General features: G+C 60.9%; 21 protein-coding genes. 5 read left to right on the top strand and 16 right to left on the bottom strand.

What is annotated here, in order from left to right:
• Positions 1-99: 99 nt before the first annotated feature.
• On the top strand, positions 100-1,389 hold the full coding sequence (gene gltA, locus ACSQ3I_RS13195) for a citrate synthase (protein ID WP_109459046.1): 1,290 nt from the start codon (positions 100-102) through the stop codon (positions 1,387-1,389).
• Between the two features lie 97 nt (positions 1,390-1,486).
• On the opposite strand, the gene lpxB is transcribed toward gltA, so the two are convergent.
• From lpxB to ACSQ3I_RS13125, 14 genes are all read right to left on the bottom strand, one after another.
• Positions 1,487-2,653, bottom strand: coding sequence for a lipid-A-disaccharide synthase (lpxB, locus tag ACSQ3I_RS13190; RefSeq protein ID WP_435999515.1), 1,167 nt, complete (start codon positions 2,651-2,653; stop codon positions 1,487-1,489).
• A 1-nt stretch (position 2,654) separates the two neighbouring features.
• On the bottom strand, positions 2,655-3,533 hold the full coding sequence (locus ACSQ3I_RS13185) for an LpxI family protein (protein ID WP_435999513.1): 879 nt from the start codon (positions 3,531-3,533) through the stop codon (positions 2,655-2,657).
• 3 nt (positions 3,534-3,536) lie between these two features.
• Positions 3,537-4,355 (bottom strand): acyl-ACP--UDP-N-acetylglucosamine O-acyltransferase, encoded by an 819-nt coding sequence (lpxA, locus tag ACSQ3I_RS13180; protein ID WP_435999511.1) that lies wholly within the window; start codon positions 4,353-4,355, stop codon positions 3,537-3,539.
• Entirely contained in the window at positions 4,352-4,816 is a 465-nt protein-coding gene (gene fabZ / locus ACSQ3I_RS13175) for a 3-hydroxyacyl-ACP dehydratase FabZ (RefSeq protein ID WP_435999509.1), read from the bottom strand. Before fabZ ends, lpxA begins: the two co-directional genes overlap by 4 nt.
• The gene (lpxD, locus tag ACSQ3I_RS13170; protein ID WP_435999507.1) at positions 4,813-5,874 is read right to left on the bottom strand and encodes a UDP-3-O-(3-hydroxymyristoyl)glucosamine N-acyltransferase; all 1,062 of its coding nucleotides are present in this window, start codon (positions 5,872-5,874) and stop codon (positions 4,813-4,815) included. The genes fabZ and lpxD overlap by 4 nt, the downstream gene beginning before the upstream one ends.
• Before the next feature lie 48 nt (positions 5,875-5,922).
• Positions 5,923-8,265: an outer membrane protein assembly factor BamA gene (gene bamA / locus ACSQ3I_RS13165; RefSeq protein ID WP_435999505.1), complete on the bottom strand. Its 2,343-nt coding sequence runs from the start codon at positions 8,263-8,265 to the stop codon at positions 5,923-5,925.
• 201 nt (positions 8,266-8,466) lie between these two features.
• Positions 8,467-9,591: an RIP metalloprotease RseP gene (gene rseP, locus ACSQ3I_RS13160; RefSeq protein WP_435999503.1), complete on the bottom strand. Its 1,125-nt coding sequence runs from the start codon at positions 9,589-9,591 to the stop codon at positions 8,467-8,469.
• Between the two features lie 28 nt (positions 9,592-9,619).
• Positions 9,620-10,462, bottom strand: coding sequence for a phosphatidate cytidylyltransferase (locus ACSQ3I_RS13155; RefSeq protein WP_435999501.1), 843 nt, complete (start codon positions 10,460-10,462; stop codon positions 9,620-9,622).
• The gene (locus ACSQ3I_RS13150) at positions 10,462-11,202 is read right to left on the bottom strand and encodes an isoprenyl transferase (protein ID WP_435999499.1); all 741 of its coding nucleotides are present in this window, start codon (positions 11,200-11,202) and stop codon (positions 10,462-10,464) included. The genes ACSQ3I_RS13155 and ACSQ3I_RS13150 overlap by 1 nt, the downstream gene beginning before the upstream one ends.
• 43 nt (positions 11,203-11,245) lie before the next feature.
• On the bottom strand, positions 11,246-11,806 hold the full coding sequence (gene frr / locus ACSQ3I_RS13145) for a ribosome recycling factor (RefSeq protein ID WP_435999497.1): 561 nt from the start codon (positions 11,804-11,806) through the stop codon (positions 11,246-11,248).
• A gap of 57 nt (positions 11,807-11,863) precedes the next feature.
• The gene (pyrH, locus tag ACSQ3I_RS13140) at positions 11,864-12,586 is read right to left on the bottom strand and encodes a UMP kinase (protein ID WP_435999495.1); all 723 of its coding nucleotides are present in this window, start codon (positions 12,584-12,586) and stop codon (positions 11,864-11,866) included.
• A 106-nt stretch (positions 12,587-12,692) separates the two neighbouring features.
• Entirely contained in the window at positions 12,693-13,619 is a 927-nt protein-coding gene (tsf, locus tag ACSQ3I_RS13135; RefSeq protein WP_435999493.1) for a translation elongation factor Ts, read from the bottom strand.
• 269 nt (positions 13,620-13,888) lie between these two features.
• Entirely contained in the window at positions 13,889-14,656 is a 768-nt protein-coding gene (gene rpsB, locus ACSQ3I_RS13130; protein WP_435999491.1) for a 30S ribosomal protein S2, read from the bottom strand.
• A 223-nt stretch (positions 14,657-14,879) separates the two neighbouring features.
• Positions 14,880-15,704, bottom strand: coding sequence for a cell envelope integrity EipB family protein (locus ACSQ3I_RS13125; protein ID WP_435999489.1), 825 nt, complete (start codon positions 15,702-15,704; stop codon positions 14,880-14,882).
• Between the two features lie 117 nt (positions 15,705-15,821).
• Here ACSQ3I_RS13125 and ACSQ3I_RS13120 point away from each other — a divergent pair, with 117 nt between their 5' ends.
• From ACSQ3I_RS13120 to ACSQ3I_RS13105, 4 genes are read left to right on the top strand one after another with little or no spacing between them, the layout of a single operon-like run.
• Entirely contained in the window at positions 15,822-16,292 is a 471-nt protein-coding gene (locus ACSQ3I_RS13120; protein ID WP_435999487.1) for a RidA family protein, read from the top strand.
• Complete coding sequence (locus tag ACSQ3I_RS13115; RefSeq protein ID WP_435999485.1) at positions 16,289-17,020, top strand: glycerophosphodiester phosphodiesterase; 732 nt, start codon at positions 16,289-16,291, stop codon at positions 17,018-17,020. The genes ACSQ3I_RS13120 and ACSQ3I_RS13115 overlap by 4 nt, the downstream gene beginning before the upstream one ends.
• Positions 17,017-18,198, top strand: coding sequence for a GNAT family N-acetyltransferase (locus tag ACSQ3I_RS13110; RefSeq protein WP_435999483.1), 1,182 nt, complete (start codon positions 17,017-17,019; stop codon positions 18,196-18,198). The genes ACSQ3I_RS13115 and ACSQ3I_RS13110 overlap by 4 nt, the downstream gene beginning before the upstream one ends.
• Positions 18,199-18,227: 29 nt before the next feature.
• Positions 18,228-18,647 carry an HIT family protein gene (locus ACSQ3I_RS13105; RefSeq protein WP_435999481.1) on the top strand — a complete coding sequence of 140 codons (420 nt, stop codon included), beginning with the start codon at positions 18,228-18,230 and terminating at the stop codon, positions 18,645-18,647.
• A 31-nt stretch (positions 18,648-18,678) separates the two neighbouring features.
• Here the strand turns inward: ACSQ3I_RS13105 and ACSQ3I_RS13100 are convergent, their stop codons facing one another.
• Positions 18,679-19,014: an AzlD domain-containing protein gene (locus ACSQ3I_RS13100; protein WP_435999673.1), complete on the bottom strand. Its 336-nt coding sequence runs from the start codon at positions 19,012-19,014 to the stop codon at positions 18,679-18,681.
• Complete coding sequence (locus ACSQ3I_RS13095; protein WP_435999479.1) at positions 19,014-19,766, bottom strand: AzlC family ABC transporter permease; 753 nt, start codon at positions 19,764-19,766, stop codon at positions 19,014-19,016. Before ACSQ3I_RS13095 ends, ACSQ3I_RS13100 begins: the two co-directional genes overlap by 1 nt.
• Positions 19,767-19,810 lie beyond the last annotated feature (44 nt).

Here is a 19,810-nt window from a genome sequence, read left to right as displayed (position 1 = left end):
GATAGCTTGGCATTAACTTCCGTATCATATAGCTACAGTGATGGACGTTAAAACATGTGACGCTTTTGAGGCGCCACACCGCCAGTTCGGAGGACCAGCATGACGGATAAAAACGCTGCATTGACGCTCGGGGAAAAATCGGTGGAACTACCGGTCAAGACCGGAACCATCGGGCCAAGCGTTCTCGACATCGGTGCGCTTTACAAGAACACCGGCTCGTTCACCTACGACCCAGGCTTCACCTCGACCGCGTCCTGTGAATCGAAGATCACCTACATCGACGGCGACGAAGGCATCCTGCTGCACCGCGGCTACCCCATCGAACAGCTTGCAGAACATGGCGACTTCCTGGAAGCCTGCTATCTGCTGCTTTACGGTGATTTGCCGACCGCAGCCCAGAAGAAGGACTTCGATCATCGCGTCACGCACCACACCATGGTGCACGAGCAGATGTCGCGCTTCTTCACCGGTTTCCGCCGCGACGCGCACCCGATGGCCGTGATGTGCGGCTGCGTCGGCGCTCTCTCCGCCTTCTATCACGACTCCACCGACATCACCGATCCGCACCAGCGCATGGTTGCTTCGCTGCGCATGATCGCCAAGATGCCGACGCTCGCCGCGATGGCCTACAAGTACCATATCGGTCAGCCCTTCGTTTACCCGAAGAACGACCTCGACTACGCGTCGAACTTCCTGCGCATGTGCTTTGCCGTGCCGTGTGAAGACTATGTGGTGAACCCGGTTCTGGCACGCGCCATGGACCGCATCTTCATCCTGCATGCCGACCACGAGCAGAACGCCTCGACCTCGACCGTTCGCCTTGCCGGCTCCTCCGGCGCCAATCCCTTCGCCTGCATCGCTGCCGGTATCGCCTGCCTCTGGGGCCCGGCGCATGGCGGCGCCAACGAAGCGGCGCTGAACATGCTGACCGAAATCGGCACCGTCGACCGTATTCCGGAATACATCGCCCGCGCCAAGGACAAGAACGACCCGTTCCGCCTGATGGGCTTTGGTCACCGCGTCTACAAGAACTACGACCCGCGTGCCAAGATCATGCAGAAGACGACGCATGAAGTGCTGGGCGAACTCGGCATCAAGGACGATCCGCTGCTCGAAGTGGCGATGGAACTGGAACGGATCGCGCTGACGGACAGCTACTTCGTCGAGAAGAAGCTTTACCCGAACATCGACTTCTACTCCGGCATCACGCTGAAGGCGCTGGGCTTCCCCACCACCATGTTCACCGTGCTGTTCGCGCTGGCGCGCACCGTCGGCTGGATTGCCCAGTGGAACGAAATGATCGAAGATCCGCAGCAGCGCATCGGCCGTCCGCGCCAGCTCTACATCGGCGAGCCGAAGCGCGACTACATCCCGGTTTCCAAGCGCTGATTGCGGCGTAAAACCGCGCCCAGACAGACAAACCCCCCGAACGCAAGTCCGGGGGTTTTTCATTGGACGTAGCGTTTCCGGCGCTGGCAGGAAGCGGTCAGGCGCGCCCTTTCTCCTCGAGCAGCCGCAGGACGATGCGGGCGCTTTCTTCGCCGGGGGAGCGCTGCGTGTGCAACCTGTTCCAGACGCGTTCGAAACCCTGGCTCATGGCCTGCCGCTCGGGGGTCGGTGTCGAGAGCCGCTCGATCCAGCGAGCCAGCCGGCCATGACGGATGGTGTGATCGACATATTCCGGCACGACCGGATAATCGGCGACAAGATTGGGCAGCGCCGCACTCCAGGTCTTGATCCGACGCGTCATCAAGCGCATCAACCAATCCAGCTTGTAGACGGAAACGACGGGAACGCCGGCAAGGCCGAGTTCGAGTATCACCGTACCGGAAGCCGCAAGCGCCGCATCGGCAACGCTGAAGGCGCGCCACTTGTCCGCCGCCCCCACGAGAATTTCCGGCTGCACCGGCCACTCCACCGTCAACTCGCGAACCAGTAGCTCCTGGCGTGGCACGGTGGGCAGCAGGAAATGCAGGTCGTTGTTGCGCTCCGCCAAAAGCTCGACGGTCTGCTTGAACACCGGCAGCAGGCTGCGTATTTCACCGCTGCGCGATCCCGGCAGAAGCAGGACGGTCCGACCTTCACCAGCGGATGGAACGGCCCGCACGGCCCTTGCCTGCCGGACGCGCAGCAGGTCCGGATCGGCAGTCAGACGATGCCCGACAAAACTTGTCGCCGGCCCACCCAGCCGTTTCATCACATCCGGTTCGAACGGCAGCAGCGCCAGCACGTGATCGACATAGGCCAGCATCTTCGTTGCCCGATATTCCTTCCACGCCCAGACACTCGGACAGACGTAGTTGACGACGGGCAGATCGGGCAAGGCGCGCCTCACCTTCCGGGCAACCCGATGGGTGAAGTCGGGACTGTCGATGATGATGAGCACATCGGGTTTGGCTTCGATGATGGCCTCGGCGGTTTCCCCGATGCGGCGCACGAGGTTTGGCAGACGCACCAGGACCTGGGTCAGGCCCATGATCGACAATTCGGAAAAATCGAAAAGCGACTCCAGGCCTTGGGCTTCCATCGCATCGCCACCGACACCGACGATCTCGATCGCCTCGGGCGTCAGCTTTTTCAAGGCAGCCAGCAGATCGCCACCAAGAAGATCGCCGGACACTTCTCCCGCAATCACAGCCACCTTCAAGACCATGTCACATCCATCCGTCGGTTAGTCCGCGGTCGATGCCGCAGACGAAGAGGCCGGACGCATCGGCCGCCGCGATCATCGCCTTGCGATCGAGCACCAGCGCCCGCCCGGCTTCCACCGCAATTCCGGCCAATCCGGCCTTGCGGGCGTTTTCCACCGTGGACACGCCGACCGACGGCAAGTCAGCACGGACGTCCTGTTGCGGTTTGCAAAGCTTGACCAAAACACCTTTGCGCCGGGAGGAAATTCTTCCTTCCGCCCGCAATGCCGCCACACGCTCCAGCATGCGATCCGTGCCTTCGACACCTTCCAGAGCCACGACCCGCCCGCCGACACTGACGGCCCCCTGGCCGACGTCCAGCGCGCCAAGCGCCATGGCGGCGCTGGCGGCCTTGTCGATATCCTTCAAGTCGTCTTCACCCGGCAGGTGCTGGCCGAGAGGCCCGGTCTGCGCCAGAAGGTCAGGCGCGATTTCATGCGCACCGATCACATGGCGTCCATCGGTCTCGATCAGCCCGATGACCATCTGCAGCACCGTATCGTCGCCACCCGACAGCAATGTCCGGATGACGGACGGCACCTTGAGCAGATGTTTCCAGGTCGGCGTGATTTCCCGCCATTCCGGCCGCCGGGAGATGGCGCCGGAAAGCACGACACGATCGACGCCGTGGCTGCGCATTGCGGCGTCCAGCCCTTTCATGTCGCCCACGCCGATGACGGCGCGGTCGAAACCTTCAAAATCGAGATCGGATTCGTTCTTGATGGGAATGATCAGCGGATCTTCGCCGGCAAGCCGCGCCGCGCCGGCCACATGCAGCGGCAGCGTTCCGCTGCCGGCGATGATGGCCAGGCGCCCCTTCGGCTTTCGGCTGTCGTTTGCCACCGATCAGCCCTTGCTTCCCCTGTTCGGCGAAGACAGCGCACGGTCGCTTTCGGCGCCGATAAAATCGAGGATTTCCATGGCTTCCGGGCAATCGACGTATTCGTCACGGATGGCCGCAGCGTTCGCCCGGACAGAACCTTCGCCCTCGAAGATCTGTTTATAGGCGCGCCGCACCGTGTGGATGACCGAACGTTCGATGCCAGCCCGCGACATGCCCACGACATTCAGGCCGCCGAGAATACCGGGATTGCCGTTCAGCATGCCATAAGGAATGACGTCGTAGCTGACAGCGGACAGGCCACCGATAAAGGCCTGGCGGCCGATGCGGGTGAACTGGTGGACGGCGCAGCCGCCGCCGAGAATGGCGCGGTCCGCAACGTGCACATGGCCGGCCAGCATGACGTTGTTGGACAGGATGATATTGTTGCCGAGCTGGCAATCATGCGCCACGTGCGAATTGGCGAGAAACAGATTGTCGTTGCCGACAACCGTCTTGCCACCGCCACCGGATGTACCGGTGTTCATCGTCACGCCTTCGCGGATGGTGCAGCGCTCGCCGACCGACAGCGTCGTCTCTTCGCCGCCATGATGCACGCTCTGCGGATCGCCACCGATTGCCGCAAACGGAAAGATGCGGGTCCCCTTGCCGATCGTGGTGCGGCCGGCAACGACAACATTGTTGAGCAGTTCAACATCGTCACCCAGTATCACATGGGGGCCGACATGGCAGAAGGGGCCGATCACGGCATTTTCGCCGACGATGGCGCCGTCTTCCACTACGGCAAGCGGATGAACGCGTGCGCTTGCGGCAATCTTGCTCATTCGGCATCCCTACGCATCATGGCGCCGATATCCGCTTCGGCGACGAGGGCTCCATCCACCTTGGCATCGCAATGGAACTTCCAGATGTTGCCACGCTGCTTCTGCTTGGTCACATGGAATTCGACGCGGTCACCGGGCACGACCGGCTTGCGGAAGCGGGCGTTGTCGATGGTCATGAAATAGACGAGGTTGCCGGCCTGGCCCTGCTTGCGAGCGCAGATGGCGCCGGCCGTCTGGGCCATGCCTTCGATCAAGAGAACGCCGGGCATGATCGGCTGACCGGGGAAGTGGCCCGTGAAATGCGGTTCGTTGACCGTCACGTTCTTGATGCCGATCGCCGAATCGTCACCGTTGATCTCGATGATCCGGTCGACCAGCAGAAACGGGTAGCGATGCGGCAAAAGAGCCATGATTTCAAGAATGTCGGCGCTGGAAAGGGACGCCTTGCTCTCCTCGGTCACTGTGTGTCTCCAGTCTTTTTCGAACGGCTGTTGGCGCGTGCGGTCATTTCAGCGATATCGCGCAGGAAGTCTTTCATTGGCCGTGCCGGCACGCCACCATAACGTTCGCCTGCCGGAACATCGCCGACGACGCCGCTCATTGCCGCGATCTGCGCGCCACTGCCGATGTTAACATGGCCATTGATGCCGGACGCACCGCCGATCATGACACCATCGCCGATGCGGGTGCTGCCGGCGATGCCGACCTGGCTGACGATGCCGCAATGGCGCCCGATGCGGACGTTGTGTCCGATCTGCACGAGATTGTCGATCTTGGTGCCCTCGCCGATGACCGTGTCGTCCATGGTGCCACGGTCGACGGTCGTGTTGGCACCGATCTCGACGTGATCCTGGATGATGACGCGGCCGATCTGAACGATCTTCAGCATGCCGCGCGGACCCGGCGCATAACCGAAACCGTCCTGGCCGATGCGCGCGCCGTTGTGGATGATCACCTCGTTGCCGAGATAGGCGCAGAGAACGCTGGCGCCCGCGGCAATCGAACAGTTGCGACCGATCTTGACGCCGGGTCCGATGATCGCGCCGGCGCCGATGCGCGTGCCCGTGCCGATCGAGGCATTGGCGCCGACGACGGCCATCGGCTCGACGATAACGCCAGGCTCAAGATGGGCCGAGGGATCAACAAAAGCAGCGGGAGAGATATCGGGCTCGGCGCTCACTGTCGCCAGCGGCCGCATCGCGGACGGATGCAGCAACGCACCCGCCATCGCGAAGGCCGTATGCGACCGCGAGGACAGGAGAACAGGAATATGAGCGGGAATGATCGATTGCAAAGCCTTGTCGCACAAAATGGCCGACGCGTTACACGTCTCCAGTTCGGCGCGGGTCTTGCGGGACAATATATAACACAACTCGCCTTCGCGGGCACGAGAAACCGGGGCTACGGCATGGATCAGCCGTTTCCCCGCGCTCTCGTCGGTAAGTTCCGCCCCAAGATACTCGGCCAACGCAGCAAGCGTAACGCCTTCCCGGGGCGGGAAAAATTCATTCAATTCCATCAGCCGAGGCTCCAGAACGTTTCTGTTCGCAGTTCTGGACTGCTGATATCAGAACTGGTTGGAGATGCCAAACCGGAAGCGCTGTTCCTCGTCGTAGTCTTCCTTGAGGACAGGAACGGCGTAATCGAAGCGCAGCGGACCGAAGGGCGAAGCCCAGACGATGCTGGCGCCGACCGATGCACGCAGCGACGAGTCCGTACCGGCAACGCCTTCGCCAAGCGTATTGACCTTGTTGCCGTACAGCGTGCCGGCGTCTGCGAAGAAGGCACCGCGAACGCCGATATCCTGCGGGATACCCGGCATCGGGAAGCTTGCTTCGGCCGAAGCCGTGAAATAGGTCGTGCCGCCGAGCGGATCGCCGTTGGCCATGCGCGGGCCGATACCGCTGCTGTCGAAGCCGCGGACATCACGACCACCCAGCATGAACTGGTCGAAGATGTTCAGGTTGTCGCCCGTTGCAATGACGTGACCGCCGCCGACGGACAACGAACCGATGACATCGGCTTCGTCGGAGAGCGTCGTGTAATAACGAACCTTACCGTAGATCTTGTAGAACTCGGAGTCGCCGCCGAGACCTGCAAATTCATGCGTCAACGTCGCATAGAAACCTTCGCGCGGAAGGGTCATGTCGTCGAGCGTGTTGTAGGTCAGCGACTGCGAGATCGACGAGCGGGTCCACGGGCTGCCGTTGATCAGCGCTTCGTACGGAGCGGAAAGGTTGTCGCCGACGTTCCAATCGCCTTCGCCGTCATACTCGAAGCGCTTGTAGTTGTAGCGCAGGGTCGTCGACAGGTCTTCGGTGATCGGCGCAGTCACGCGCAGCGTGAAGCCCGTTTCGGCGTAGTCGTAATAATCTTCGCTCGACGAGGAGTTCCGGAAGATGTCGAAACCGGCAGCGAGGCGGTAACCGAGGAAGTAGGGCTCGGTGAAGGCAACGCTGTAGTTACGTGCATCGTCCTGGCCGCCACCGGCCGCCACGCGGATGTACTGGCCACGGCCGAGGAAGTTCTTTTCTTCCACCGACGCTTCGAGCACGAAGCCGCCGTCGTTGCCGGTTGCGTAACCGGCACCGATGCCGAAGGCACCCGTCGGCTGGTCCTGCACGTCAACGATGATGACGACGCGGTCGGAAGCGCTGCCCGGCGCCGTCGAGATGTTGACGGCGGAGAAATAGCCCAGGGCATCGAGACGACGCTTGGCGCGAGACACCATTTCCTGGTTGAAGGCGTCGCCTTCGCTCATGTCGAATTCGCGGCGGATAACGTAATCGCGCGTGCGGGTGTTGCCGCGGATCTCGATACGCTCGACATAGGCGCGCTCGCCCTGGTCGACGAGATAATCGACGCCGATCGTGTTGTTTTCGAAATTGCGGTTGCCGCGCGGCGTGACGCGGGCAAACGGATAACCGGCATTGGCAACACGCTTGGAAATCGCTTCCATCGTCTTCTGGACGTCACGCGCGTTGTAGGTGTCGCCGCTCCGCGATTCGACCAGACCCTGAAGGTCTTCGCCGTTGACGCCATCGACGGTCGATTCGACGCTGACCGAACCGAAGTCGTAGCGCGCACCCTCTTCGACCGTGAAGGTCAGCACATATTCGTTGGTCTGCTCATCCAGCGTCGCATCCGAAGAGATGACGCGGAAGTCGGCGTAGCCGTGGTTGAAATAGAACTGGCGCAGCGCCTCTTCGTCGGCGCGCAGCTTGTCCTCGTTGTAAACGTCCTTGCGCGTCAGGAACGACAGGAAGTTCGAACGCTTGGTGTTGATGACGGCAGCCAGACGGCCATTGCTATAGGCCTGGTTGCCGACAAAATTGATGGCGGAAATCTTGGTGCGCTCACCTTCGTTGATCACGAAAGCAAGGTTGACGCGACCATCACCGACCGGAACCACCTGGGTCGTGACGTCGATATCGCTACGACCGATACCGGCATAGGCAGCCTTGATCTGCTGAATGTCAGCCTCAACGAGACCTTCGCTGTACGGACCCTGCGAGCGGGTCTGGACGAGCGTCGCGAGCTTGTCATCCTTGAGCTTGCGGTTGCCGTTGAAAACCACCTGGTTGATCAGCTGGTTTTCAGAAACGTTGACGACCAGGGTACCTCCGGAAACGCTGATGCGTACGTCGGAGAAATAACCCGTGCCGTAAAGCTGCTTCACCGATGCGTCGATATCCGCATTCGAGAAACTCTGACCCGGCTGGATCGTCAGGTTGGAACGAACGGCGTCGGTACCGACACGGCTCGCACCACGAACATCGATACGCTGAACGACAGCGGCGTGGGCAGACGTTGCAGAAGCCAGGGTCAGAACGCCCGTACCCGTCGCAACCATACCAGCAGACAGCGCAACCGCCGACACTGCGTTCAAAAATCTTGAACCAGCCTTCATTTCACATCTTACCCTTTTTCCGTTGTCCCTCACCGGTTTAACCCGACTCCGGCCACGTGTGTCGTTTTACCCGCTTTTCCCATACAAGCAAGGGAGGGCGTTAATTTCTATTTACTTCATTTGGAAGCGTGGCCCAATCGCCACTGTTGCCTGCAAACAGCGTAAACAGTCAGTAAATTCCCATAGTTGTCCAGAACAACATTAACCAATCAAATTGCTAATATCATTCCAAGTGGCGAAGACCATCAGTGTCAGAACCATGGCCAGACCAATGCGGAAGGCAATCTCCTGGGCCATCGCACCGACCGGTTTTCCCCTCACCGCCTCTACCGCATAAAACATCAGATGGCCGCCATCAAGTACCGGAACCGGCATCAAATTCAACAGTCCAATAGAAACGGACAGAACCGCCGCCAACTGAAGGACCGCAGAAAAACCTATCGTCGCCATCTGGCCGGAAGCTTGCGCCACACGGATCGGACCGCCGAGCTGATCGGCATTCATGCGCCCCGTCAACAGATTACCGAGATAATCGAACGTTCCCGTGACAATATGCCAGCTTTGCAGCGCGCCCTCGCCCACCGCCTCCAGCGGCGTGAAGGTCTGGGTGCGGAAATTGCCCGTCTCCTGATTGGTGACGATGCCGATGATTCCGAGCTCGATCTTGTTGCCGAACTGGTCGGTGATTTCCGTGCGCTTCGGCGTCATGGGAAGATCGAGACGCGTGCCGGCGCGTTCGACGGTGACGACGATCGGGGTTTCCGGCCGCACGCCGACATAACGGCGCACGTCATCGAACGTGGTCACGTGCGTGCCGTCGATGGCGACGAGAAGGTCGCCCGGCTGAACGCCGGCTTCCGCGGCAGCACTCTTTTCCTTGACCTCGGCAACGACCGGATCGGCGACCTGCTTACCATAAACACTGAAGAGAACGGCGAAAATGGCGATTGCCAGAAGGAAGTTTGCGATCGGTCCGGCCGCAACCGTCGCCGCCCGCTTCCACAGCTTGGCGGCGGGAAAGGCTCGAGCGCGATCGACTTCGCTCATCATCGCCAGACGCTGCAGGTCGGGTTTGCTTGACGCATCCTCGTCGCCGAAAAACTTGACGTAGCCACCGAGGGGAATCGCGGAAATCTTCCAGCGGGTGCCGCGGGAATCAGTAAAGCCCAGCAATTCCGGACCGAAGCCGACGGAAAAGGCAACCACGCCGATCCCGGACCAGCGGCCGACGAGATAGTGGCCCATCTCATGCACGAAGACGAGAAGCGACAAAACGAGGATGAACGGCACGATGTAGACGATCAGGAACGCAAAAAATCCCGTCATTCAATTTCCTTCCGATCCGGCCAGCGCTTCACAGTTCCAATCCCAAAAGAAAGGCGCCCACCGATGTCAGGATGCCATTGTTGAGCATCGAATGCCATACGGCCAGCAGAAACGCGGCAAAACAAGCGAAAACAAGTCCATCCACCCGATCCATAACACCGCCATGGCCGGGGATGATCTTGCCTGAGTCCTTCACGCCGAATCGACGCTTGATGAAGGATTCGAACAGATCGCCGATCTGGCTCGAGACCGAGAGAAGAAACGCCACAAGCACGATCCAGAGGCCGGTGCCCGGAAAATGCGCGAAAGCGACCGCAGTGCCGGCTGCGACGCCCGACACCGTGCCGCCAATGGCACCGGACCAGGTCTTGCCGGGGGAGATGCGTGGCGCCAGCTTCGGCCCCTTGAGGGCGCGGCCGACAAAATAGGCGAGGATATCCGTCGCCCAGACGACGGCGAAGACAAACAGCATCGCCACCAGGCCGACGGCATCGTCAGCGCGGATGGCGGCAAGAGAAATACCGGAAAGCCCGGCGTAAAACACGCCCCCTGGCAACCACCAGGTGCCGACCTTGCGCGGCCCGGCGAACAGCATAGCGGTGATGGTAAAGCCGCCGAGCAAGGGAATCGCGTAATCTTCAGCGCCAAACAGGATGTTGGCGGCAATCGAAGCGACGGCCAGCCAACCGAAGGCGTTTCCGCGAAAATCCTGCGACGGCAGGCGGGTGATCGTCGACCATTCCGAATAGATCAACAGCGCGATCAGTGCCGAAAGCGCGCGAAACGCCAGCCCGCCGTACCAGGTGGCGGCAAGGACGACGATGGCGAGAACGATACCGGAAATAATGCGCAGTCGCAGTTCCCGGCTCATCAGGAACCTGCCACGAGGGTCTTCGACAGCCCACCGAATCGCCGGTCACGGGCGGCGTATTTTTCCAAAGCCTTGAAGAACAGGTCGCGGTTGAAATCAGGCCAGTATTCAGGAACGAACATCAGCTCCGAATAGGCCGCCTGCCACAAAAGGAAGTTCGACAGCCGCTCCTCGCCGCTGGTGCGGATGATCAGGTCGGGATCAGGAATGCCGGCCGTATCCAGGCGGGTGTTGATCGCGTCCGCGTCAATATCTTCCGGACGCATTCGTCCCGCCGCCACTTCGGCGGCCAGCCTGGCGGCAACGCGGGCGATCTCGTCGCGGGAGCCGTAGTTGAAGGCAATGACCAGCGTCAGGGCCGTGTTACCGCGCGTCGTCTCCTCCGCCTCCAGCAGCAGCGGCAAGAGATCGCCGCGCAGGTTTTCCCGGTCGCCGATGATGCGGATGCGCACGTTCTCGCGATGGAGATCGGCGAGGTCCCGACGGATGAAGGTGCGCAAAAGCCCCATCAGGTCGGTGATCTCGCTTTCCGGGCGACGCCAGTTTTCGGACGAGAAAGCAAACAGCGTCAGATACTTGATCTGCACGTCGCCTGCCGCCCGAACGATATCGCGAACCGATTCGACGCCCTTGCGGTGTCCCATGGTCCGCGGCAAGCCGCGTTTCTTCGCCCAGCGGCCGTTCCCGTCCATAATGATAGCAACGTGTTCGGGCACGGCCGAAAGGTGATGATCTGACATCGATGGTCCGGTTTCTCGCAACGGTAGGAGCAGGCAGGCAGACTTAGACCTGCATGATTTCCTTTTCCTTGTCGGCGAGCAAGCGGTCGACTTCGGAAATCGTCTCGTCGGTCATTTTCTGCACCTTTTCGGAAAGCGACCTGCTTTCGTCCTGGCCGATCACGCCGTCCTTTTCCGACTTTTTCAAGGTGTCCATGCCGTCGCGACGCACATTGCGAATCGCGACCTTGGCCTTTTCGGCATAGTCGTGGGCAACCTTCACCAGCGAGCGGCGACGCTCTTCGTTGAGTTCCGGCAGCGGAATACGCAGGTTCTGGCCGTCGATGATCGGGTTGAGGCCGAGGTTGGCTTCACGAATCGCCCGGTCGACGGCACCGACCATCGACTTGTCCCAGATGGAAACGCCGAGCATACGCGGTTCCGGAACGGTAATGTTGGCGACCTGGTTCAGCGGCACCCGCGAACCATAGGCTTCCACCGTCACCGGATCGAGGACGTTGGCGGAAGCCCGGCCCGTGCGCAACGACGCAATATCGCTCTTGAACGCGGCGATTGCGCCGTCCATGCGACGCTTCAGTTCCTTGAGGTCAACACCTGCACTCATTTTCTAACTCCCGTCTTCAGTCCTGGCCGCCGGCAAAAAAGGCCGGCCCCGGCTCTCTCAATTGTCCTTGACGATGGTCTTGCGACCGCCGCCAGTCAAGATTTCCGCGAACCCACCCTTTTCATGGATGGAGAACACGATGATCGGAATGGAATTTTCCCGCGCCAGCGCCACCGCAGCCACATCCATGACCGCAAGGCCTCGCGAAAGCACTTCGCTATGGGTCAGGTGGTCGAATCGCGTCGCGGTCGGGTCCTTCTTGGGATCGGCCGAATAGATGCCGTCCACCTGCGTTCCCTTGAAGATGGCTTCCGCGCCCATTTCCGCTGCACGCAGCGCTGCGGCGGAATCGGTGGTGAAGAAGGGATTGCCCGTGCCGCCGGCAAAAATCACCACGCGGCCGAGGCCGAGGTGATGCAGCGTGGCACGCTGGGAAAAACTTTCGCAGATTTCCGGCATGGCGATGGCCGACAGCACCACGGTATCGATGTTCAGCTTGCGCAGCGAGGTCGCCAGCGCCAGCGCGTTGATGACGGTTGCCAGCATGCCCATGTGGTCGCCGGTGACGCGATCGCCGCCCTTCGACGCCACAGCGACGCCGCGAAAGATGTTGCCGCCGCCGACAACGACACCGACCTCGACGCCCATCTCGCGGGCTGCGGCGATGTCACCGGCAATACGATCCGCCACGGCGACATCGATACCGAAGCCCTGGCTTCCCATGAGGGCCTCACCCGACGCTTTGAGAAGAACGCGCTTGTACAACGGCTGGGGTGTCATCTTGGGCTCCTCGAAAGGCATTTTGTCTATTTCTGATGCCGGATACACGAAGGGCACCGCGTTGTCACGCGATGCCCCAAGCTTTTCATCGAATAAGGAAGCGATATCAGCCCTTGGCTGCAGCAGCCACTTCGGCGGCGAAGTCGGTTTCTTCCTTCTCGACGCCTTCGCCGAGCAGCAGGCGAGCCATGCCGGTGACTTCGATCGGCGCGCCGACAGCCTTCTCGGCTTCCTTGACGGCAGCAGCAACCGTCAGGTCGGGGTTGATGACGAAGGACTGCGACAGAAGGGCGACTTCTTCGAAGAACTTGCGCATACGGCCGTCAACCATCTTCTCGATGATGTTGTCCGGCTTGCCCGAAGCGCGGGACTGCTCGATGAAGACGTTGCGCTCGCGCTCGGCAACAGCCGCATCGACATCTTCCGGACGCAGGGCGAGCGGGTTGGTCGCAGCGATGTGCATGGCAACCTGGCGGCCGATGGCGTTCAGGGCTTCCTTGTCGCCGGTCGACTTCAGCGCGACGAGAACGCCGAGCTTGCCGAGGCCGTCGGCAACCGAGTTGTGGATGTAGGTGGCGACGACGCCGTCTTCGACCGACAGGGCGACCGAACGGCGGAGAGCCATGTTTTCACCGATGGTGGCAACAGCATCCTTGATCGTGTCAGAAACCGACTTGCCGCTGGCCGGATAGGTGGCAGCGGAAACGGCTTCGACGGTACCGTCGGTGGTGAGCGCAACCTGGGCGACGCCACGGACGAGGTCCTGGAAGGCATCGTTGCGGGCAACGAAGTCGGTTTCGGAGTTGACTTCGACGACGACGGCCTTGGTGCCGTTGCCGGCAATGCTGACCAGACCTTCGGCTGCGGTGCGGCCGGACTTCTTGTCGGCCTTGGCAATGCCCTTGGCGCGCAGCCAGTCGATGGCGGCTTCGATGTCGCCATTGGTTTCAGCCAGCGCCTTCTTGCAGTCCATCATGCCTGCGCCGGTCTTTTCGCGCAGGTCCTTCACCATTGCTGCAGTTACGTTGCTCATTCTTAGCCTCTTTGTCGGTTCGTTCGGACGCCGCATTCATTTTGAATCAAAGGAAGCAGCACCCGGTTTGGGAAACGAAATGTACCCGGAACTATGACAGCGTGATGAATACGCATCACGGGCAGTCCCGGGGGTCGGATCGCCATTCGAAGGCGAAAATTCCATGCCCGGAAAACGGGCAAGGCCGCTCGTACCATCGGTCACAAACGGCCTTGTCCTGATATGTTCCCGGAAGGGGCGACGCCTTGCGGCCTCGCCTTCCCGCCTGATCAGGCGCCGGCTTCTTCTTCCAGCGTCGGCTCGATCGGAGCCTCGGCGCCAGCGCCGATGTCACGACCGGATGCGCCCTGCTGACGGGCAATGCCGTCGATCGCAGCGCGGGAGATCAGGTCGCAGTACAGAGCAATGGCGCGCGAAGCGTCGTCGTTGCCCGGGATTGCGTAGTCGATCAGGTCCGGATCGCAGTTCGAGTCGATGATCGCAACGACCGGAATGCCAAGACGCTTGGCTTCGTCGATGGCGATCTTTTCCTTGTTGGTGTCGATGATGAACATCAGGTCCGGAACGCCGCCCATGTCGCGGATACCGCCGAGAGCCTTTTCAAGCTTCTCGCGTTCGCGCTCGAGCGTCAGGCGCTCCTTCTTGGAATAGCCGGAGCCTTCCGTGTTCAGGATCTCGTCGAGCTTGCGCAGACGGGCGATCGAGTTCGAGATGGTCTTCCAGTTGGTCATCATGCCGCCGAGCCAGCGGGAGTTGACGTAGTACTGGGCCGAACGCTTGGCAGCATCGGCGATGATCTCGGATGCCTGGCGCTTGGTGCCGACGAACAGGACGCGGCCGCCACGGGCAACGGTGTCGCTGACGACCTGCAGGGCGCGCGACAGCATCGGGACGGTCTGAGCCAGGTCGATGATGTGGATGTTGTTACGATCGCCGAAGATGTACGGCTTCATCTTCGGGTTCCAGCGATGAGTCTGGTGGCCGAAGTGAACACCAGCTTCCAGAAGCTGGCGCATGCTGAAATCAGGCAATGCCATGCCTTTTTCTCCTTTTCCGGTTGAACCTCCGCGGGGCGAACAGCCTCTTCTTCGAAGAAGCCACCGGCGGAAAAGCCCGGATTTCTCCCGGACGATCCCATGCCCCACGTGTGGAATGCGGGTGCCCTTACAGGCGATTCCGGTGAAATGCAAGGGTTATGCGTAAAAAACCATGTGCAAGGAGAGACTTCTCTCTATGTCAGGGACCACAGTCCCAGCAGGCCTAGTGGCACTCCGCCGGACCGAGCAGCTCCAGCTTCGACAGCCGTCCGGTCAGGACGAAATCACCATAATCCATGGTGAGGTCTCGGGTAATGCCATTCTCGTAAAGCTTGAAGGACATACGGTAGATCGGCAGGGCGTCGCCGGCGCTGGTATCGTTGAAATAGGCAATGGTCACCGGCCAGAAAGGCGACTTGGCGAATTCGCCGGCCTGGTCGGCATCGGCATCGTCGGCCTTCGGTGTCCCCTGCTTGCCGACCACCGTGGTCGTCAGCAGCGTCTTGTCGCCATTATCGCTGCCATCGAAGACGCGGGCCTCGAAGAAGGCCGGGCCTTTCTTGGCGTTTTCGATCACGTCCAGCATGTGGGCGGTCGGGAAGCGGCCGTCGGCCAGTTCGACTTCTCGCTTGTCCGGCTGGTTCAGTTCAACCTTGAGCTTGTCGTTTTCATCTTCGGCCGCGCCGCTGACCTGCTTGTCGAGTTGTTCGTCGGTATAGGTCTTGGTTTCGAACCGGAACTTTCCGCCCTTCAGGTCCTCGAAGGTCGTCGTCTGCTGGTCGGTAAGCCGGGTGGCGTCGCCTGTGTCGATCGAGGTCACGAAGCGGAAATTCGTGGTGTAGCCGGCGCATTCCGAGCCGAGGAATTCGTAGACCATGCGGCCATACATGCCGGAAATTCCAGATCGCTCCGACGCGTCCTTGAGCTGCAGGTCGTAGACGGCGCGATGCGGGATAAGGCTGCCGGCGGCGGCCTCTGCGCTGGCGGCCGTTGCGCCCAGGGTGCCGAAAGCGGCGATGGCGACAGCGGCAAAGCTCGTCCGGAACATACATTATCTCCTGTTGGACTCGGCAGCGATGATATAAGAACGCTTTCGACCGAAACGAGGCATTCCAGCCTTGCATGCAGGATTTTTAGCGATTTTACAACAAAACGGGAGATGAAATTGTCGGACGCCATTGAAAGCCGCCTGAAGGAACTCGGCATCACCCTGCCGCAAGCCGCCGCGCCCGCCGCCAACTACGTGCCTTACACGATCAGCGGCAACCTGCTGTATCTGTCTGGCCAGCTGCCGATCGAGGGTGGCAAGATCGCCGTCACCGGCCTGTTGGGGCAGGATGTCGATGTCGCCGCCGGCAGCCGCGCCGCGGAACTCTGCGCCATCAATATTCTGTCGCAGGCCAAGGCAGCGCTCGGCGGCGACCTCGGCCGTATCGTCCGCATCCTCAAGCTCAACGGCTTCGTCGCCTCCGTGCCGACCTTCACCGAACAGCACCTCGTCATCAACGGCGCATCGAACCTGCTTGCCAACGTACTCGGCGATGCCGGCAAGCATGCCCGCGCCGCCGTCGGCATGGCGGCCCTGCCGCTGAATGCCGCCGTCGAGATCGACGCCGTCATCGAGATCGCACCATGAGCAAGGCTTCCTGGATCACCGAACGACCGGTGGCCCACCGCGGCTATCACGACATGAACCATAAGGTATGGGAAAATACGCTTTCGGCCTTTTCCCGCGCCATCGAGGCAGGTTTTGCCATCGAATGCGACCTGCAATATGTCTCCGACGGCGTTCCGGTGGTCTTCCATGACGACGATATGGAACGCCTCTGCAACATCAAGGGCGACGTCCGTGCCCGCACCAGCGGCGAGCTCGGCCTGATGACCGTCGGCGGCACCAAGGACCGGATCCCGACGCTGCAGAAACTGCTCGACCTCTGCCAGGGCAAGGTTCCGCTGATCATCGAGCTCAAGGGCCGCGAGGGCGACGACGAGGGTTTTGCCGAAAGCGTGCTGGAGATTCTCGAAGGTTACCAGGGCAAGGTGGCGCTGATGAGCTTCGACCATTGGTTCCTGAAGGAGCTGAAGGCGCTGAAATGCCCCTACCCCATCGGCCTGACCGCCTGGGGCAACGACCCGGAACAATTCTTCGTTCACGAAGAAGCGATGCATCTCGGGCTTGATTTCATCTCTTATGCGCACGACCATCTGCCGAATGCCTTCATTACGGCGCAAAGGCAGCGTGGTATTCCGGTCATCACCTGGACGGTGCGTGACGAGGATGCCGTAAAACGCACCTTCCGCTACGCCGACCAGATGACCTTCGAAGGCTTCGACCCACGCGAGAGCCCTGCCCTGACCGCATGAAGACCGCCTATACGATCCGTATCGAAAACTCGTTCAAATCCATCCTGCCGGAGCGCTGGTCCAGGCTCTCCGGCACGCTTTCGGCGGACAGGTCGTACAATCCGTTTCTGTCGCACGCCTTCCTGTCTTCGCTGGAAGAATCCGGCTCCGCCAACGCCAAGAGCGGCTGGATGGGGCACCATCTTCTGCTGGAAAGCGAAGACGGCGCGCTGATCGGCGCGGTGCCCTGTTATCTGAAAAACCACAGCCAGGGCGAATATGTCTTCGACCACGGCTGGGCCGATGCCTTCGAACGGGCCGGTGGCAATTATTATCCAAAACTCCAGGCCTCCATCCCTTTCACCCCCGCCACCGGGCCGCGCCTGCTGGTCGCCGGCGGCGAGGATGAGGCAATGATCAAGGCGGGCCTTGCCGGCGGACTGAAAGAAGTGACGCGGCAGCTCGGCGTCTCTTCCGCCCATGTCACCTTCGTGGCCGAAGCGGACCTTCCCTTCTTCGAAGACGAAGGCTACCTGCACCGCACCGACCAGCAGTTTCACTTCATCAATGACGGTTATGCCAATCACGAAGCCTTCCTGGAAACGCTATCCTCCCGCAAGCGCAAGGACCTGCGCAAGGAGCGGCGCGCGGCGCTCGACGGCGGCATCTCCATCGACTGGCTGACCGGGAAGGATCTGACGGAAGACATCTGGGACCAGTTCTTTGCCTTCTACATGGATACCGGCAGCCGCAAATGGGGCCGGCCCTATCTCAACCGGCTGTTCTATTCGCTGATCGGCGAGCGGATGGCAGACGACATCCTGCTGGTGATGGCCAAACGCAATGGCAAATACATCGCCGGCGCCATCAATTTCATCGGCGCCGACACGCTCTATGGTCGCCACTGGGGATGCATCGAGGACCATCCCTTCCTGCATTTCGAGGTCTGTTATCACCAGGCCATCGATTTTGCGCTGGAGAAGAAGCTGGCCCGCGTCGAGGCCGGCGCGCAGGGCGAGCATAAGCTCGCCCGCGGCTACCTGCCGGTGACGACGCATTCCATGCATCACATTGCCCATCCGGGCCTACGCCGGGCAATCGACGATTTTCTGCAGCGGGAACGCCGCGAGGTCGAGGCAATCGGCGACATGCTGTCGGAACACGCCCCCTTCCGCAAAGGCGAACGGCAGCAGGATTGAGACAGAGAAAAATTCAAGGAGAGGATTTCATGAGCGCTTACGACACCAACAATATCTTCGCAAAAATCCTGCGCGGCGAAATTCCGTCGACGCGGGTCTACGAGGATGACGATACGGTTGCCTTCATGGATGTCATGCCGCAGGCGCCGGGCCACGTGCTGGTCATCCCGAAAGCCGGCTCGCGCAATATTCTCGACGCCGATCCGACGGTCCTCGCCAAAACCATCCCGGTGGTGCAGAAAATTGCGGTTGCGGTGAAAGAGGCGTTCGCGGCCGATGGCGTCTACGTTGCGCAGTTCAACGAGCCGGCAGCCGGCCAGACGGTTTTCCATCTGCATTTCCATGTCATTCCCCGGCACGAAAGCAGCCCGCTGAAGCCGCATTCCGGCAAAATGGAAGATCCGGCCGTGCTGGCGGCCAATGCAGAGAAGATCCGTCAGGCTTTGTGATTAAAGTCCGGCTGGAAGAGGCGATCGGCTATCAAATGCCGATCGCGTAAAGCCCGGCGGCCAGAAGAATCAGCGAAACGGCGACACCGACCGCCACCCGCTGCCCGGATACGAGGAAGGCCGCAAAGCCAAGACCGGCGGCGCCGAGCCGCATCCACAACGGCGACGCCTCCAGCGCACCGGTGGGGAAGACGACCAGCTTGGCGGTCACCGCCATGACCAGCGCCGTCGCCACGGCGCGCACCCAATAAAAGGCTTCGGAATCCTCACGCAGGCGGTTACCCGCCAGCACGCCGAGCCAGCGCCACAGGTCGGTGGCAAGCCAGCCGGCAATGGCGATGAAAACAAACGGCCAGAGATCCTGCATCACGCTTTGCTCTCTTCTGCTTGCGCGTTACGCTTGCGCCTCACGACATAACGGTCGAAGAGATAGGCCAGCGTGCCGCCGCCGATCCCGGCGTAGAGAATATCGAATTCCGGTTCGATCAGCGCACACAAGGGTCCGCCGACGATGCCGACGACAAAGGCGATACGCACCACGGAATGCCGCGCCGTCGCCCAGATCGAGGCGATGAAATAGACCGGCGTCAAGAAGAACAGCACACCCGCGACCAGCGGCGGAAAGGCGGAAACCGCGCCGTAGGAAACGAAGACGATCAGCGTGTTGACCAGCGCCAGCGTCATGCCGAAGCCGGCGAAATAGGCTACCCGCGCCGGGCGTGGCACCTGGTGGATATTCTGGTTGGTGAAAACCCATGCCGTGATGGCGATGAAATGCGAGACCAGCAGCAGCAGCCAGACCGGCGTGCCCTTGCTGCGCATTTCGGGAATGATCGAGGCGACCATCGGCATCATCCGCACCGAAGACAATGTCACCGCCAGAAAGCAGGCGGCAAGGCTGGCGCCGCCGGTCATCATGCCGATGAGAATCATTTTCGCCGGCAGCGCCCAGACCATGAAGGTCATGAAAACCGCCTCGCCGCGCGGAATACCCGATTCCACCGCAAAGGCGCTGAAGCCTACGAAGGAGGTCATGAGAATGAGCGACGGAAGGGAGAAAAGGCCGCGCATGCCGGCGAGAAACCAGTAAAGACGCGTCCGCGATTTATCTGACACCATGTGCGCGACCGATAAAGCAATTCCAGCAAAGCTTCTCGGAGCTT

This window comes from Rhizobium sp. LjRoot30 (assembly GCF_964253915.1).
Taxonomy (GTDB): domain Bacteria; phylum Pseudomonadota; class Alphaproteobacteria; order Rhizobiales; family Rhizobiaceae; genus Metarhizobium.
This window is presented reverse-complemented; position numbering and strand designations above follow the sequence as displayed.

Coding starts and splice junctions, on each gene's coding strand:
- ACSQ3I_RS13110 (WP_435999483.1), top strand. CDS start 17,017: ATGAAGACCGCCTATACGATCCGTATCGAAAACTCGTTCAAATCCATC.
- lpxB (WP_435999515.1), bottom strand. CDS start 2,653: ATGGTCTTGAAGGTGGCTGTGATTGCGGGAGAAGTGTCCGGCGATCTT.
- frr (WP_435999497.1), bottom strand. CDS start 11,806: ATGAGTGCAGGTGTTGACCTCAAGGAACTGAAGCGTCGCATGGACGGC.
- ACSQ3I_RS13150 (WP_435999499.1), bottom strand. CDS start 11,202: ATGTCAGATCATCACCTTTCGGCCGTGCCCGAACACGTTGCTATCATT.
- pyrH (WP_435999495.1), bottom strand. CDS start 12,586: ATGACACCCCAGCCGTTGTACAAGCGCGTTCTTCTCAAAGCGTCGGGT.
- rseP (WP_435999503.1), bottom strand. CDS start 9,591: ATGACGGGATTTTTTGCGTTCCTGATCGTCTACATCGTGCCGTTCATC.
- ACSQ3I_RS13105 (WP_435999481.1), top strand. CDS start 18,228: ATGAGCGCTTACGACACCAACAATATCTTCGCAAAAATCCTGCGCGGC.
- ACSQ3I_RS13100 (WP_435999673.1), bottom strand. CDS start 19,014: ATGCAGGATCTCTGGCCGTTTGTTTTCATCGCCATTGCCGGCTGGCTT.
- tsf (WP_435999493.1), bottom strand. CDS start 13,619: ATGAGCAACGTAACTGCAGCAATGGTGAAGGACCTGCGCGAAAAGACC.
- gltA (WP_109459046.1), top strand. CDS start 100: ATGACGGATAAAAACGCTGCATTGACGCTCGGGGAAAAATCGGTGGAA.
- bamA (WP_435999505.1), bottom strand. CDS start 8,265: ATGAAGGCTGGTTCAAGATTTTTGAACGCAGTGTCGGCGGTTGCGCTG.
- lpxD (WP_435999507.1), bottom strand. CDS start 5,874: ATGGAATTGAATGAATTTTTCCCGCCCCGGGAAGGCGTTACGCTTGCT.
- rpsB (WP_435999491.1), bottom strand. CDS start 14,656: ATGGCATTGCCTGATTTCAGCATGCGCCAGCTTCTGGAAGCTGGTGTT.
- ACSQ3I_RS13095 (WP_435999479.1), bottom strand. CDS start 19,766: ATGGTGTCAGATAAATCGCGGACGCGTCTTTACTGGTTTCTCGCCGGC.
- lpxA (WP_435999511.1), bottom strand. CDS start 4,355: ATGAGCAAGATTGCCGCAAGCGCACGCGTTCATCCGCTTGCCGTAGTG.
- ACSQ3I_RS13115 (WP_435999485.1), top strand. CDS start 16,289: ATGAGCAAGGCTTCCTGGATCACCGAACGACCGGTGGCCCACCGCGGC.
- ACSQ3I_RS13125 (WP_435999489.1), bottom strand. CDS start 15,704: ATGTTCCGGACGAGCTTTGCCGCTGTCGCCATCGCCGCTTTCGGCACC.
- ACSQ3I_RS13155 (WP_435999501.1), bottom strand. CDS start 10,462: ATGAGCCGGGAACTGCGACTGCGCATTATTTCCGGTATCGTTCTCGCC.